Source organism: Pseudomonas sp. SBT1-2 (genome assembly GCF_028640875.1).
Classification (GTDB): Bacteria; Pseudomonadota; Gammaproteobacteria; order Pseudomonadales; family Pseudomonadaceae; genus Aquipseudomonas; species Aquipseudomonas chlororaphis_I.
In genome coordinates, this window is record NZ_JAQZAA010000051.1 from 1 (window position 1) to 15,959 (window position 15,959).

11 protein-coding genes are annotated in these 15,959 nt (G+C 58.3%); all 11 read left to right on the forward strand.

Annotated features, from left to right (window positions below; all coding sequences use genetic code 11):
• The first annotated feature begins 457 nt into the window (after positions 1 to 457).
• The 11 genes from tssI (at position 458) to PVZ78_RS06075 (ending at position 15,859) form a co-directional block, all read left to right on the forward strand.
• Complete coding sequence (gene tssI / locus PVZ78_RS06030; protein WP_273828364.1) at positions 458 to 2,845, forward strand: type VI secretion system Vgr family protein; 2,388 nt, start codon at positions 458 to 460, stop codon at positions 2,843 to 2,845.
• A gap of 17 nt (positions 2,846 to 2,862) precedes the next feature.
• Complete coding sequence (locus PVZ78_RS06035) at positions 2,863 to 5,061, forward strand: phospholipase D-like domain-containing protein (RefSeq protein ID WP_273828365.1); 2,199 nt, start codon at positions 2,863 to 2,865, stop codon at positions 5,059 to 5,061.
• The gene (locus PVZ78_RS06040) at positions 5,042 to 5,953 is read left to right on the forward strand and encodes a tetratricopeptide repeat protein (protein ID WP_110175190.1); all 912 of its coding nucleotides are present in this window, start codon (positions 5,042 to 5,044) and stop codon (positions 5,951 to 5,953) included. The genes PVZ78_RS06035 and PVZ78_RS06040 overlap by 20 nt, the downstream gene beginning before the upstream one ends.
• Entirely contained in the window at positions 5,950 to 6,897 is a 948-nt protein-coding gene (locus PVZ78_RS06045; RefSeq protein WP_371923052.1) for a tetratricopeptide repeat protein, read from the forward strand. The genes PVZ78_RS06040 and PVZ78_RS06045 overlap by 4 nt, the downstream gene beginning before the upstream one ends.
• Before the next feature lie 131 nt (positions 6,898 to 7,028).
• Positions 7,029 to 7,199, forward strand: coding sequence for a carbon storage regulator (locus PVZ78_RS31735; RefSeq protein ID WP_443218349.1), 171 nt, complete (start codon positions 7,029 to 7,031; stop codon positions 7,197 to 7,199).
• 365 nt (positions 7,200 to 7,564) lie between these two features.
• On the forward strand, positions 7,565 to 8,251 hold the full coding sequence (locus tag PVZ78_RS06050; RefSeq protein ID WP_273828366.1) for a cysteine hydrolase family protein: 687 nt from the start codon (positions 7,565 to 7,567) through the stop codon (positions 8,249 to 8,251).
• Between the two features lie 6 nt (positions 8,252 to 8,257).
• Entirely contained in the window at positions 8,258 to 9,145 is an 888-nt protein-coding gene (locus PVZ78_RS06055) for a LysR family transcriptional regulator (protein ID WP_273828367.1), read from the forward strand.
• A gap of 111 nt (positions 9,146 to 9,256) precedes the next feature.
• Entirely contained in the window at positions 9,257 to 10,459 is a 1,203-nt protein-coding gene (locus PVZ78_RS06060; protein ID WP_273828368.1) for an EAL domain-containing response regulator, read from the forward strand.
• A 150-nt stretch (positions 10,460 to 10,609) separates the two neighbouring features.
• Entirely contained in the window at positions 10,610 to 11,236 is a 627-nt protein-coding gene (locus PVZ78_RS06065) for a response regulator transcription factor (protein ID WP_096375006.1), read from the forward strand.
• Positions 11,236 to 14,868, forward strand: a complete 3,633-nt coding sequence (locus PVZ78_RS06070) for a transporter substrate-binding domain-containing protein (RefSeq protein WP_273828369.1) — start codon at positions 11,236 to 11,238, stop codon at positions 14,866 to 14,868. The genes PVZ78_RS06065 and PVZ78_RS06070 overlap by 1 nt, the downstream gene beginning before the upstream one ends.
• Before the next feature lie 346 nt (positions 14,869 to 15,214).
• Entirely contained in the window at positions 15,215 to 15,859 is a 645-nt protein-coding gene (locus PVZ78_RS06075; protein WP_273828370.1) for a DUF1120 domain-containing protein, read from the forward strand.
• The last annotated feature ends 100 nt before the right edge of the window (positions 15,860 to 15,959 follow it).

Genomic DNA, 15,959 nt, shown 5'->3' on the forward strand with positions numbered 1-15,959 from the left:
GGCTTGCCCGCGATGAACGTTAACGATAACGCGCCACCCCTGAACGCCCCTCATAGCAAAGCCCCGAATCAAAAGATCCAGGGGCTTTTTTAGCGCCTGCAACAGGCTGCCGCAGAGGACGGCGGGAGGGGAGGCTCAAGCGCTTAGGGACGGCCCTAGCATCGCCTTGCCCTGGGCAACATCCAGCAACGCCACACCATCGCTCAGCAGCAGCGAGGCGAGCATTCAGACACTGGATGGTGGGCCAGTCATTAGCTGAAAAAACTGACGTCTTCTTCCAATTCTTTCCAGGAGGTTTAGGACGTTTCCTAGATCAATGCCGTGGGTGGCTTGCTAGCCTGGCTCGGCTGTTCAGCTTGGCCGAATCTGGATGTGACCAGGCCAAAAACGAGTTGCGCTGACATCAAGTCCGCGCACCAGAGCTCGCTCGCTATGTCGCAGTCCAAAGGAACAAAGGATGTTCAACAGAGCCAATGAAACTCACTTCAGCCTGAGCATTGAAGGCGTCCAAAGCGACTTGCAAGTAGTCTCTTTCAAGGGGACCGAAGGCGTCAGCCAGCCGTTCCGTTTCGATCTGGAACTGGTCAGCGAGAACCCCGACCTGGACCTGGAAACGCTGCTGCACAAGCAGGCGTTCCTGGCCTTCGACCCGGCTGCTTTGAACGGCGAGGGCAGTGGCATCCACGGCCAGATCTACCGCGTGGCCCAGGGCGATGCCGGCAAGCGCCTGACCCGCTACAAGGTGTCGCTGGTGCCGCAGCTGGCCTACCTCGAACACCGCACCAACCAGCGCATCTACCAGCAGCTGTCGGCGCCGAAGATCATCGCCCTGATCCTCGAAGAGCACGGCATCCAGGGCAACGCCTACCAGTTCCAGCTCGGCACGCCGTGCCCGGACCGCGACTACTGCGTGCAGTACGACGAAACCGACCTGCACTTCATCCAGCGCCTGTGCGAAGAGGAAGGCCTGCATTACCACTTCCAGCACAGCCCGGAAGGTCATCTGCTGGTATTCGGTGACGACCAGACGGTGTTCCCCAAACTTGGCCAGCCCATCGCCTATATCCAGGGCAGCGGCATGGTCGCCGATGAGCCAGTGATCAAGGGCTTTAACCTGCGCCTGGAAACCCGCACCCGCCGCACCACCCGCCGCGACTACGACTTCGAGAAGCCGCGCCTGCAACTGGAAGCGGCCTATAAACCCGAGGCTGCAAGCGAAGAGCCGGACCTGGAAGACTACGACTACCCGGGCCGCTTCACCGACCGTGCGCGCGGCAAATTCCTCAGCCAGCGCGCCCTCGAACGCCACCGCGCCGACTACCAGCAGGCCGAAGGCTGGGGCGACCAGACACGCCTGGTCAGCGGCCATTTCCTGGAACTGTCCGAGCACCCGCGCAGCGAGTGGAACGACCTGTGGCTGCTGACCCATATCGTCCACGAAGGCAAGCAGCCGCAGGTGCTGGAAGAGTCGGTGACCAGCGACACCGCCGACGCCTCCCGTGACAACAAGGACGGCTTCCACCAGGGCTACCGCAATCGCTTCCTCGCCACACCGTGGGATGTTTTCTACCGTCCACCCCTGAAGCATCCGAAGCCTCGCGTGCTGGGTAGCCAAACGGCCAAAGTCACCGGCCCCCAAGGCGAAGAAATCCACTGCGACCAGTACGGTCGGGTCAAGGTGCAATTCCATTGGGACCGCGAGGGGCAGAGCGATGATAAGACCAGCTGTTGGTCACGCGTCTCTTCCGGCTGGGCCGGTGCTCACTACGGCGGCATTGCCATTCCTCGCGTTGGCATGGAAGTGCTGGTGACTTTTCTTGAGGGCGACCCCGACCAGCCGCTGATCACCGGCTGCCTGTATCACAAGGAAAACCAGGTCCCCTATGACTTGCCCGCCAACAAGACTCGCAGCACCTTCAAGACCCTCAGTTCTCCAGGCGGCGGTGGCTGCAACGAACTGCGCATCGAAGACAAAAAAGGCGCCGAGCAGATCTTTATCCACGCCCAGCGCGACTGGGACGAGAACATCGAACACGACCAGAAAATCCGCATCGGCCACGAACGCCACGACACGGTGGAGAAGAACACCTACACCGAACTCAAGGCCGAAGAACACCGCACCACCCACGCCGACCGCAAAGTCGAAGTCAAAGCCGACGATCATTTAATTGTTGGCCAGGACCAGCACATCAAACTCGGCACGGCTCAACTGATTCAGGCCGGTCAGGAAATCCATCTCAAGGCTGGACAAAAAATGGTGCTCGAAGCCGGAGCAGAGCTCACGCTGAAAGCGGGAGGCAGCTTTATCAAGTTGGATGCTGGTGGCGTTACCGTGGTGGGGCCACAGGTGAGGATCAATTCGGGAGGGGCGCCGGGCCAAGGTACCGAGAATGCGGCGTTATTACCCATCACTCCGCTACCCGCTGACAGGGACAACGCGGGCGAGCTTCTGGAACCTGCGGTCTCGCAACCCGCCCCGGATGTCATACACAAACTGAGCGCGATCGTGAGCCCGTTACCGGGACTTCCAGGATATGAGGATGAGCCGTATACCCTGTTTGCCGATGGCGCGGCTATTCAGGAGGGCCTGACCGGGGCCGATGGCGTGATCACATTCGAGCACGTCCCTGGCACTCAAGCCTATGCGGTAGAACTGGTGAATGGTCATCGCTTCGAGATTGAGCCCAAAGAAGACAGCAGCCAATCCGGTTCACCCAATCAGCAACTGGCACGCCAAGGTTATCGCGACTATCACGCCCAGGCCGATCAGCTCGAACCCTTGGGTTCAACAGATGATTACCGCGCCGCTACCTTGAATCCGGCAAGCAAGCCGAAGAGCCATTGAGTGCAGGAAGCCATCGAATGACAACGGACTACAGCAAGGAAGTTATTCAGCTAACGCCTAAAGCCCACCAGTCCACGGCCTTGACCATGGACTGGTTCGCCAGAAAAGCGCTTTACCCGCCGCGAGCCGGTATACAAGTCACCCCGCTGATCAACGGTGAGCACGCATTCGGCGCTGTATACGATGCCATTCGGGGCGCGCAAAAGAGCATCGAAATCATCAGTTGGGGATTTGACCCAGCGATGCGTTTCAAGCCCGACAGTGATCGAATCGGTGAACTGCTGGATGTTCAAGGTCGACACGGCGTCAAGACGCGTGTGTTGATCTGGAAAAACCCGCTGGCCAACTTTGTTGAAAACACCATCATCGGTGATGGCCTCGCGGGTTCGGGAGGCACCGCAATGGGATCGGGCGTGGCCCGAGCAAGCGCAGCCTCCGATAAGGACCTCAAGTACCGTCAGACGTTGGAGTTTCAGCGCACTTATTATCAGGATGAACTGGCCAAGTTGTATGCGGCTCAACGGCAGGTTGACGGTGCAGGCAAGCGCCCTCAGCCGCCCAATCCCGCGCGTGAACGTGAGTTGCAGGCCATGCTGGCTGACATCGAAGCTCAGCTGAATGGGGAGGGCGGCTACAACACGCTCAAAGGCTCGGGTGGGCCCAAATATTCCCCCCAGGATGAGCAGTACACCCGGGAGTGGTTTAACCGCCTGCACGATGGGCGGATGCAGAACGTCGAGTTTCGCACCCGCGATTTCTCCACCGAAGTTCCGCTCAACGCGATCATGCGCGGACCTCAAATGGCCAGGGAAAAGGGGCGTCTGGCGACGCTCTATCGACTGATAAAAGGCGAAGCGCCCGACGTCAACTTTGCGCACATGCTGGCGCTGACGTTCTTTGCCAGCCACCACCAGAAGATGGTGCTGGTGGACTATGAAGACACCGCGAATGCGGTCGGCTTCGTCATGGGGCACAACATGCATCGCAATTACTGGGATACCAGCGCGCACCTGTATGACGACAAAGCCGCCCGGCGCAGCCCGGGCTTCGGCCCATGGCAGGACTTGTCGATGAAAGTGCAAGGGCCTGTGCTGCATGACCTGAACCACAACTTCAGCACTGCCTGGGATCGGGAAACCTTTTGGATCAAGAAATGGTTTACCGATGGCCTGCGCGATCAGCGCGAGGCTATCAAGCCAGACAATTTCAAAGCCGCTGGCTCGACCATGGCACAGATTTGCCGCACCCAGCCGCAAGAAGGGGCGGAAACCTCGATCCTGGAGCTCTACCACAAAGCGTTAGGCAACGTGCGCAACTACGCCTATTTTGAAAACCAGTACTTCCGCTACCCGGCGTTTGCCAAACAGTTACGCGAGCTGGCGGCCGCTTATATCGCCAAAGGCAGAGACAAGGACTTGTACGTGTTCGTAGTCACCAACAACCCAAACAAAAGGGGTTTTTCCAGCACCACCTACGCCACCTTGCAGGAACTCGGGCAGGAGCAACTGATGCCCCAGGCCCAGCGTACGCTGACGGAAGATATGCTGCGAAAGCGCAGCCAGTTGGCGTATCTGGAGGCCAACCCACACACCGACCCCTACGTGCAGCGCGCTCAACTCAACCGAGCCGAGATACTCAAACGCGAGATCACCGAGCTGGAAAAAAAGGGCGTTACCCCTGAGGTCGAACAGCGCCTGGGCGGTCTCAAGGCAAAAGATATTCCTGAACTCGGCAAGCCAAAATCGAATGACAGCGAAGATCCCAAACCCTACACCCTCAAGGACATACCCGGTCTCAAAGTCGTCATCGCCACCCTGACTGCCTGCACGCCGGAACCCGGAAGCACTTTATCCGAGGGGCAACAGGCCTACTTCCGGGATATCTACGTGCACTCCAAATTGTTGGTGGTGGACGACGTCTTCAGCTTGCTCAGCTCCGCGAATATCAACGCCCGCAGCCTGCATACCGACTCTGAATTAGGCCTCGCTGCGCCGGATGCCGAGCTGGCCAAGCATTGGCGGGAGGAGTTGTGGAAGTTGCATGCAGGTAAGTCATTTGATGATGACCAAAAACGTTGTAATGCGGCTAAAAACTTCAAAACATGGAATGAAGTAATGGATAAAAACTGGAAAAATAAAAACAAAAATGAACCGTTAATTGCCCACTTGACTCGTTTCTGGGATGTGGAGACGCCTTATGCCAAAGCCATTGATTAAAGCCCTCTCTTTTTGTGCCATTACTTCTTTATTGTTATTGAGTGGAGTTTCGGCCATGGCCTATCCAACCTTTACCTGTGCCTACGAAAAAGACCACAACCCACCACTGGATGCCGAGGCAGATGGTTGGTTTCAACAGGCTCGCGCTCTAGAGAAAGTGCGTGGTGTCAAAGACTGGCGAACTATCGTCGGGCTCTACGAAAAAGCCATCGCCAAAAATCACTGGAAGGCGATGCATAACCTGGCGGGACTCTATCGCACGGGTTGGCCAGGACAACCAGGTGTTGAACAAGACACCAGCAAGATGCTCGATCTTTATGAACGCATGGTCAAACTCAAGGTGCCGTTGGGTTATTACAACTGGGCCGTGGTTGTCGAGAACGGGCAAGGCGTTTTGAAGTCAGACCGGATGGCCAGTTCATATATGTTTCAAGCGGCACAATTGGGTAGTCCTTTGGCACAAGTTCAAATCGGAAATTACTTGTCATTCGCGTTGCCACGAGACAAACAGGACGATCAAATGGCCGAGCCCTATTTTCGATGTGCTGGTGCTCAAGACTCGCCGGATGCAATTGTCGAAACGGCTGCATTCTATGAGATATCAAAAAAAAATAAGCCTCGAGCACTGTTCTATTATCAACGTGCCGCATCGTTGGGTAGCTCCACAGGGCTAAGTAATTTAGAAGGGGCTTTCGACGCTGCGCCAAGACCGATATATAACTTTGGATATCAGCCAGACCCAAAGCTTCATGAGTTATATGCCAACTTGTCGAAGCAACTAGATGCTAATCCTAATTTGCGCTTCCCTAATTTGATGAAGGATCACCCACTACCCCCCCATCCCAAGCAAGGCTTTGATGCAGAGCACCCAGATCGCAGGCCAGAGATATGAGTTATCTTATTTGCCAAGAAAAACGTCGGTGCATACCAGGGCAATTGATTAAAACAATGGCTTTTTGTGCTGTCGGCATGTGCGGTGTATTCAATGGCACTCCGGTTATGGCCTATCCAACCTTTACCTGTGCCTACGAAAAAGACCACAACCCACCGCTGGATGCCGAGGCAGATGGTTGGTTTCAACAGGCTCGCGCTCTAGAGAAAGTGCGTGGAGTGAAAGACTGGCGAACCATCGTTGGACTCTATGAAAAAGCCATCGCTAAAGATCATTGGAAGGCGATGCATAACCTGGCGGGACTCTATCGTACAGGATGGCCAGGACAGCCAGGGGTAGAGCAAGATACCAGCAAGATGCTCGATCTTTATGAACGTATGGTCAAACTCAAAGTACCGTTGGGTTATTACAACTGGGCCGTGACTGTCGAAAATGGACGAGGCGTATTGAAGTCAGACCGGATGGCCAGTTCCTATCTGTTCCAGGCGGCGCAATTGGGTAGTCCTTTGGCACAAGTTCAAATTGGTCAATACTTCGCCTTTGCTCTCCCTAGGGATAAGCAGGACGATGATATGGCTGAGCGCTATTACCTATGTGCGGGGGCTCAGGACAATCCCGATGCCATAGAGAAAACCGCAAGCTTTTATGACACCGCTAAAGAAAACAAACCAAGATCTCTATTCTATTATCAACGTGCCGCATCACTAGGCAGCTTCACTGGCTTAAGTGCTCTACAAGGGGCGTTCGATCTGCAAGTGGACCCATTATATGATTTTGGCTACCGTCCCGATGCAAAGCTTCATGAGTTGTATGCAAAACTGTTGAAAGAGCTAGATGCCAATCCTAATTTGCGATTTCCTAATCTGATGAAAGACCATCCTCTACCCGCCCACCCCAAACAAGGCTATGACGCAGAGCACCCGGATCGCAGACCGGAAATTTGAATGACTGCATTCACTCCAGTAGCGGCGATCTAATGAAATACACCACATGAAGAACGACCTCATTTAAGTGCGAAGTTGCTGTATCACATTATTTTTTTCATGTATTTTTTCGATCTAGATAAGGAATGAAAATGCTGTTGCTTAGTTGCAAGCCAGGTGAGACGTTCAAACTCGGTGAGGAGATAATGGTCAGCGTGATGGATATTCAGGGCAAGCATGTTCGTTTGGGACTCATGGCGCCTAAGAAAATCGCGATACATCGCCATGAGCATTACCAAAAATATCAGGGTCGGAAAAGATAGTGCAGTAATCATGACGGGGCTTGCGCGGTGGTCACGCTGGGTGTTGTTTAGCTTCAAGGATCGCGGTGGCTGTTAGATTGCTTCGAGGGCAATCGAGCGTCGACCGGCCGCTCCTACAGTATGGGGAGGGATGATTATCCTGGTGCCCATGCCCCCCCTGTAGGAGCGAGCTTGCTCGCGAAAAAAACTATGAGTTGTCACAGTCGGCAGCCATTCACTGAGCGGCGAGCACCGCAGATTGCAGATTGCTGAACACCCCCAATTTGTGCGAAAACAGCACAGATTCTGTGCTACCTACACTGTGTTCGAGCTTGAGGTATTTCCCTAGCATTTCCTCATTCACTCAACCGAAGAAGGAAATACCCATGCAACGTTTTACCCGTCGTTTCCTCGCCGCTTGTGCATTTTCCGGCATTGTTGCCAGTACCGGCGCCCTGGCTGAAGGCCATCCGACCATTCGCGCCATGTCGGGCGCCATGCCGGTCAGCGAGTTGCCAGCCGGCAAGTCCGCGCTGTTGGTGATCGACTTCCAGAACGAGTATTTCACTGGCCGGATGCCGATCCCCGATGGTGCCAAGGCCTTGGCCAATACCCGTGAGCTGATCAAGTTCGCTGACAGCCATAACATGCCGGTCTATCACGTCCAGCACGTTGCACCGGCCGGTTCCGCGGTGTTCGCCATCGATGGCGAAACCGTGAAGTTCCACCCGGACATGCAGCCGCGGGCCAAGGACACGGTTGTGCAGAAAAGCACCGTCAGCGTTTTCGCCAGTACCGATCTGGAAAAGCGCCTGAAGAGCGCCGGCATCGAGAACCTGATCATCTCCGGCCTCATGACCCACGCCTGTGTCGCCGGTGCCGCTCGTGACGCCGCGCCCCTGGGCTACAAGGTCATAGTCGCCTCCGATGCATCGGCCACTCGCGACATCACCCGGGTCAACGGTGACAAGGTCGACAAGGACGCCTTGCACAAGGCCGCGCTGGCCGAGGTCGAGGACACCTTCGGTGACGTGATGACCACTGCCCAGATCCTCAAATTGCCGGTGCGTTAAGTCGATATGAATCAGATGCTCGCCATGCGTGTGTTCCGCTGCATCGTCGAAGCCCAGGGGTTTTCAGCCGCTGCCGAGCGGCTGGATACCACTCACTCCTCGGTGTCGCGACATTTGCAGCAACTGGAGTCCACGCTCGGCGTGCGTCTGATCAATCGCAATACCCGGCGCATGAGCCTCACCGCGGCGGGCGAGCGTTATTACACGGCCTGCGTGGACATCCTGGATCGCGTCGATGCCGCGTCCCAGGCTGTCGCTCTGGAGCAGGAACGCCCCTCCGGGCTGCTGCGCATCAGCGCACCGCTGGTGGTCGGTACCCTGGAACTGGCCCATTGGTTGCCGGCATTCCAGCAGCGGTATCCGGATATCCAGGTCGATCTGTCCTGCTCGGACCCCTTTGTCGATCTGGTGGCCGATGGCTTCGATGTGGCCATCCGCATCTGCGGTCCCTTGGCCGACAGCAGCCTGGTCGCGCGCTTGCTCACGGTCTCGCCCATGGTGATGGTCGCGTCATCGGCTTACGTCTTCAGGTGCGGCCTGCCACGCAGCGTCGCCGAACTCAGCGAGCATCGGCTGCTGACCTTTGCCTCGGCCACGCAGTGGTCGCTGGAGAGTGAAAAGGGTGAGCCGGTTGCCGTGACTGCCGACAGTAGTTTTCACACCGATACCATCACCGCGCTGCACGCCTGTGCCTTGGCCGGCGGGGGTATTGCGGCCTTTACCTTGGCCACCGTGCAGGACGACCTGCTGGCCGGACGGCTGGTGCGGATTCTTCCCGAGTTCACCCTCGGCGTGCGCCATTACTATGCGCTGTACCCCCATGCCCGGAACCTGCCCGCCAAGGTCCGGGCATTCGTCGATTTCATGGCCGAGTATTACCGGCCCAAGTCGTGACACCCGAGCTTGGGAAATTTCCTACAAACCTCTGGGAACGCCCCTGCTCATCACTCCGCCGTCAGCCCGCAAAATGCCTCTCCCTGGCTCCCTGGTCGTGGCAAACGAACGATGATCTCACTGCGTATTCTGGTTTTGGAAAAGCACTCGGTTCAGCGCAGCGCGGTGGTCGCTGCGCTACAGCAACTGGGGGTTTTCGATATTGTGCAGGCCAGCAGTGGCGAGCAGGCGTTGGCCTTGATGCAGAGGCAGGGCAGGGTGGATGTCGCCCTGTGTGACCTGGCGCACAAGGGCATGGACTGCCTGGACTTTCTCAACTGCGCGGGCCAGCTGTCGATGGTCCGGGCGGTGATTCTCTACTGTGATTTCCAACCGCAGTTGCGCCGGGCCATCGAGCAGATGGCGTCGTTTTCCGGCCTTGAACTGCTGGGCACCCTGAGCACGCCGATCCAGGCCAAGGCCCTGCAAAAGATCCTCCAGCGTTACCAGCGCCAATGCCTGGTCACGGCCTCGACGCCTTCGCCAGCCACGACCTTGCCCAACGAAGAAGACATTCGCCGCGGCCTGGCCCTGGGCGAGTTCCGGGCGTTCTTCCAGCCCAAGTTCTTTTTGGCCAATGGCCAGGTGGCCGGGGCCGAGGTCCTGGCGCGCTGGCAACACCCGTCGAAGGGCTTGCTGCTGCCCAGGGACTTCCTCGCCGCCGTGCTGGCCTACGACCTGATCGACGAGATGTTCAAGCAGTTGCTGGAGCAGGGCCTGAGCCTGCTGGGCATGTTGCAGCGCGATCGGCGACCGCTGGAAATGTCGTTCAACCTGCATGCTTCGCAATTGCAGGATCCGGGGCTGACCGACCATATCCGCCAGGCGTTGAAGCGTCATGGGGTATCTGCCGCGGACCTGACCTTCGAGCTGGCGGAGAACGGCCTGCTGGAGATCCAGCCGCGGACCCAGGAAAGCCTGTTGCGCTTGCGCGTGATGGGCTGCGGGCTGTCGATCGACGATTTTGCCGTCGGCTTTTCCTCGCTGAAGCTGCTCTGCCAGTTGCCCTTCACCGAGATCAAGCTGGACGGCGAGTTTGTCCGCAGCATCCACGAGCCGCGCAGCAAGGCGGTGATCGCCAGCACCGTGGCGTTGGCCCGCGCGCTGAACATGGCGCTGGTGATCGAAGGGGTCAGCAAGCAGCAGGAATGCCATGCGCTGATCAACATGGGGTGTGAACTGGGACAAGGTTTTTACTATGCCCAGCCAATGTCGTCCCATGAGCTGCTAACGTGGCTCCAGGCTCCATTCATCGCTGGGCAGGAAGAGAATTAGCCAGCGTTTCGCGCCAGGAAAAACACATTGCGCATCGCGTTGCAAAAGCTCGGATATGCTAAAAACCGTAGACCGGTACCCGGCATTTTCTGTATACCGCCGTGATCTCTTCCTGACTCAGTTCCGTTACTCCTTTTTCCAGAGGCTCCTATGCTGAAAGCCGTGATTGTGGACGATCACCCGTTCATTCGTTCGACCGTAAGAATGATCCTCAAGCAAGAGCAGTACGAGATCGTGGCGGAGACCGACAACGGCGCCTCGGCCGTCCAGCTGACCCGTGAACATCAGCCGAACCTGGTGCTGCTGGATATCTCCATGCCCGGTGTCGACGGCCTGGATGCCCTCAGCCGCATCTCGGCGTTGAAGCTGCCGGTGAAGGTGCTGGTGCTGACCTCCCTGTCCCCGGTGTTCTTTTCCATGCGCTGCATGCGCGCCGGGGCCGCCGGCTACGTGTCCAAGGCCGATGACCTGGACGAACTGGTGAAGGCCATCAACGCCATCAAGTCCGGCTACACCTTCTTCCCGGACCTGACCCTCAACTCGGTCCGCCGAACGGATGTGGATGCCTCGGAGCAGGCCTTGATCGAGAGCCTGTCCGACAGGGAACTGTCGATCCTCCAGCAGCTTGCCAAAGGCCTGAGCAACAAGCAGATCGGCGACGACATGCTGCTCAGCAACAAGACCATCAGCACCTACAAGGCCCGGCTGATCGAGAAGCTCAATGTCAGCTCCCTGGTGCATCTGTCGGATCTGGCCAAACGTAACAACCTGATCTGATGAACAGTCCACTGCGCTTGTGCCTGGTCCTGCTTGTGCTGCTGTCGCCGGTATGGGAGGTGGCCCAGGCGTCCGATGAACCCGAGGCCCTGCAATTACTCGGGCGTTCCACGCTGGGCGAGCACCAGGTCGAGCTGGCCGAGGCGGACTGGAGCTGGCTGCGCAAAAAGGCAACCCTGTACCTCGGGGTGTCGGCGCCGGATTACCCGCCCTTCGACGTCACCGGCAACGGTCGCGATTACGAAGGCCTGACCGCCGACTACATGGGGCTGCTGGCCCAGCTGCTGCATGTCCAGGTAGAGGTGCGCCGCTTCAATTCCCGGGCGGAGCTGATCCGCGCCTTGAAAGCCGGTGAAGTCGACTTGCTGGGCACCGCCAACGGCTTTGAAGAGACCGACCCCGAGCTGGTGATGTCGGCCGCCTATGCCGACGACCAACCGATGATCGTCACCCGCAACGATGGCGGTGCTGCATTGGTCGCGGATATGGCGGGGAAGAAGATCGCCATGCTGTATCACTACCTGCCGCCGCAGAGCGTCAGTCGCGCCTATCCCGACGCGGAGTTGCAGCTTTACCCTTCGACGCTGAGCGCCATCGGCGCCGTGGCCTTCGGCAAGGCCGACGCCTACCTCGGCGATGCGATCAGTGCCAACTACCTGATCGGCATGAACTACCTGAACAACGTCCAGCTCACCGACTTCTCGCGGCTGGAGGGCAGCCGTTTTGCCTTTGCCTTGTCCGCCAGCAACACCCGGCTGCTGGGCATCACCAACGCCGCCATCGCGGCGATTCCCATCGGCGAGCGCATGGCCATCCTGCGCCGCTGGGGTTCCTCCGAGATGAATATCCCGGGGCAGAATCGCCTGCACCTCACGCCCAAGGAACAACGCTGGCTGGAACAGCACCCGCGGGTCACGGTGGCGGCAATGGAGAACTTCCTGCCGCTGTCGTTCTTCGACAAGAAGGGCGCCCTGCGCGGCGTCAGCGCCGACGTGCTGGCCAAGGTCAGCCTGCGCACCGGCCTGAAGTTCGACGTGGTACGCGGCACCTCCATGGCCCGGCAGATCGACAACCTGCATGTCGGCAAGGTCGACCTGCTGGCCGCCCTGACCCCGAGTGCCGAGCGCGAAGGGCAGATGCGCTTCACCCGGCCTTACCTGTCGACGCCCTATGTATTGATCAACCGCGGCGAACCCGGCAGCCCGGCGACCCTGGACGAGATGGCCGGCAAACGCCTGGCGATCATTCGCGGCATGTTCCTCACCGACTACATCGCCAGCCACTTTCCGCAAATCCAGATAGTCCATGCGGACAACGCCGCCCAGGTCATGGCGATGGTCGCCAAGGGCGAGGTCGATGCCGGCGCCAACTCCCTGCTCAGCGCCCGCTACATGATTTCCCGGCAGTATCGGGACCGCCTGCACATCACCAGCACCGTGGGCATCGAACCCGCGCGGTTCGCCTTCGTCACCAACCGTGGCGACCTGGAGCTGTACGCCATCCTGGAAAAAGCCCTGCTGAGCATCTCGCCGGAAGAAATGGCCGAGATCACCAATCGCTGGCGCAGTGAAGTGGTGATCGACGACACCTTCTGGCTGCGCAACCGTGGCGCGATCGTCCAGGGTTTCTTTATCGCCGGTGTCTTGCTGCTGCTGGCGTTTCTCTGGATCGCCTACCTGCGCCGGCTGATCCACCGGCGCGAAGTGGCCGAGCGGGCGCTGAACAACCAGCTGGAGTTCAAGCGCGCGCTGATCGACGGCACGCCGCATCCGATCTACGTGCGTGACCTCGAGGGGCGCATGCTGATCTGCAATTCCAGTTACCTCGAAGTCCTGGGCCTGAGCCACGAGGAGGTGCAGGGTAAACGCGTCGCCGACAAAGGCTTTGCCGACAGCGCCGAAGCCGCGGCCTTTCATGCGGAGTACCAGCAGGTGCTGCGCGACGGCGTGGCGAAAATCCAGGATCGCTCGCTGGTACGGGCGGATGGGCAGCGGCTGACGATCTACCACTGGATGCTGCCGTACAAGGACAGCGAAGGCGCCATCGCCGGCATGATCGCCGGCTGGATCGATGTCAGCGAGCGCGAGCAACTGCTGGGCATGGTCCAGGAAGCCAACCGGGCCAAGACCACCTTCCTGGCGACCATGAGCCATGAAATCCGCACGCCGCTGAACGCGGTGATCGGCATGCTCGAACTGGCCCTGAAAAAATCCGACCAGGGTGTGCTCGACCGCTTTGCCATCGAGGTCGCGTCGGGGGCCGCCCACGGCCTGCTGGACCTGATCGGCGACATCCTCGACATCGCGCGGATCGAGTCCGGCAAACTGTCGCTGACCCCGGGCCGGGCCAACCTCCGGGAACTGGTCCGGTCGGTGGCGCGGATCTTCGAGGGCCTGGCGGAGCAGAAACACCTGAGGCTGGAGCTGGCGCTGGATGCCCGCGCCGATTGCGAGGTGTCGATCGATCCGCTGCGCTTCAAGCAGGTCATTTCCAACCTGGTCAGCAACGCCATCAAGTTCACCGCCGAAGGCGAGGTACGCCTGCTCCTGGAGGTGCTGGCCGATACCCCTGGCGAGCCGCTGTCGATCCGCCTGCGGGTGGAAGACACGGGCCAGGGCATCTCCAGCGAAGACCAGCAGCGCCTGTTCAGTCCCTTCACCCAGGCCAGCAACAACAACCAGTCCGGCCGCAGTGGCTCGGGCCTGGGCCTGGCCATCAGCCGCACCCTGTGCGAAATGATGGGCGGGCAACTGCAACTGAGCAGCGTGCTGGGGCAGGGCACCCAGGTCGAAGTGCTGCTGCAGGTGCCGGTCCTCGAACCCTTGCCCCCTGAACAACGCGCCGAGGTTGAAGAAACGCAGCAGCGGCCCCTGAAGATCCTGGTGGTCGACGACTACCCGGCCAACCGCATGTTGCTGTCCAAGCAGCTGGGCTACCTCGGCCACGAAATGGTCGAGGCCCAGGACGGCGCCCATGGCTTGCGCGCCTGGCGCAAGCAGCGTTTCGACGTGGTCATCACCGACTGCAATATGCCGATCATGAACGGCTATGCCTTGTCTCGCGCGATCCGCGCCGAGGAAGCGGATCGCGGGCTGGCCCGCAGCCTGATCATCGGCTTTACCGCCAACGCGCAGCCGGATGAAAAGACCCGTTGCCTGGAAGCGGGCATGGACGATTGCCTGTTCAAGCCCATCAGCCTGGAAGCGCTCAAGCAGCGCCTGGACCGCTTCGAAGCGGCTGTGGTGGAGTCGCCGGCAGAGCAGGCGACTTCGGCGCAGGCCGACGACATCGACTTCGCCTCCCTGGAAAAACTGGTGCGCGGCGATCAGGCGGCCATGCGAGAGCTGTTGAACGACCTGGCCCTCAGCAACCAGCAGGACATGGCCCGGCTGGTCGAAGACTGCGCCACCCAGGACTGGCAGGAACTCGCGGACCTGGCGCACAAGGTCAAGGGCGGCGCGCGCATCGTCAAGGCGCGACGCTTGATCCTGGCGTGCGAGCAGCTGGAGTCGGCTTGTGAAGCGAAGAGTGATGAGCATGCCCTGCGGCGGGCTGGCAACGCTCTGAGAGAAGAAATGTCCGCGCTGGCGATCGCGTTGGACAATTACAGCGGGGCCGTCGAGACCCGATGAAGTGGAGAACCGGGCATAAGCCCGGTTCTTCTAATAGTTACAGTGACTGGGCCGCAATGGCCAAGCGTCTTGATCCTTCCATTATTCAAAGTCCTCCTTGATACAAGGCCGTGGAGAATGGCGCGCAATGTATTGTGCTTTGTCTATAACGCCATGCTCCGGACGTTATTCTGTGCCCCTCCGGTCCGTCGGAAATTTCCTACAGAGACTTGGGCTGGTTCGTGTACTCCCACGCTTGTCTCTTGCTTATTCTAGTTCGCAGGTAATAGGGAACAAGCTAACGATCTGAATGACCTTGGGCTCACTACCTGTCTTTGATCTAATATTTTATTAATAGGTAAATGCAATGAACTTTCCCAAAAAAATGATGTTGGGCTCTGTATTGTTGCTGGGTGCCAGCAGCGTGTTTGCGAATACTGCGGACCTTCGTGTTATCGGTAGTATTGCGCCAAGTGCCTGTACTCCGGTGTTTGCCGGTGGCGCAGTTGTTGACTATGGCGTTATTCCTAATACGTCTTTGAATCCAACGGCGTCTACTACTCTGGCCCCACGGACGATCAACTATAGCATTACTTGTAATGGCCCTCTTCCGATCTCCACAAGCTGGAGTGATACTCGCTCAGGTACAGCAATACCAGGGGCTCTGGCGGCCATTAACTATTTTGGTCTGGGCACACATAGTGGCGATAATATCGGTAACTATATGATTGAAAATATTGTTGCTGGTACCACTGCGGATGGTAATCCTGTAACTGTAGTTCAGAGAAACTCCAATACTGAAACTTGGTTTCTCGCCACCACTGCAACAGTCGCTAATAATGGCATTCGCCAGTATTCGTATGCCCCTGTTGGCACATTGGTTCCGGGCGCTTTCTCGACATATGCTGGAGCGCTTCGTGTGACGGCAACGATTGCACCAACCCAGAGTCTGGATATGAGCACCGAAGTGACGCTTGATGGTCTTTCCACCATGACTGTCCACTACCTGTAATAGGATATTTATATTGCGCTCCGCTTGGAGCGCAATATGAACTTTTGTTTTTTCTTTGCTTGTCTTTTTTTCTTAATTCTATCTCTTGGACCCTAAGGGG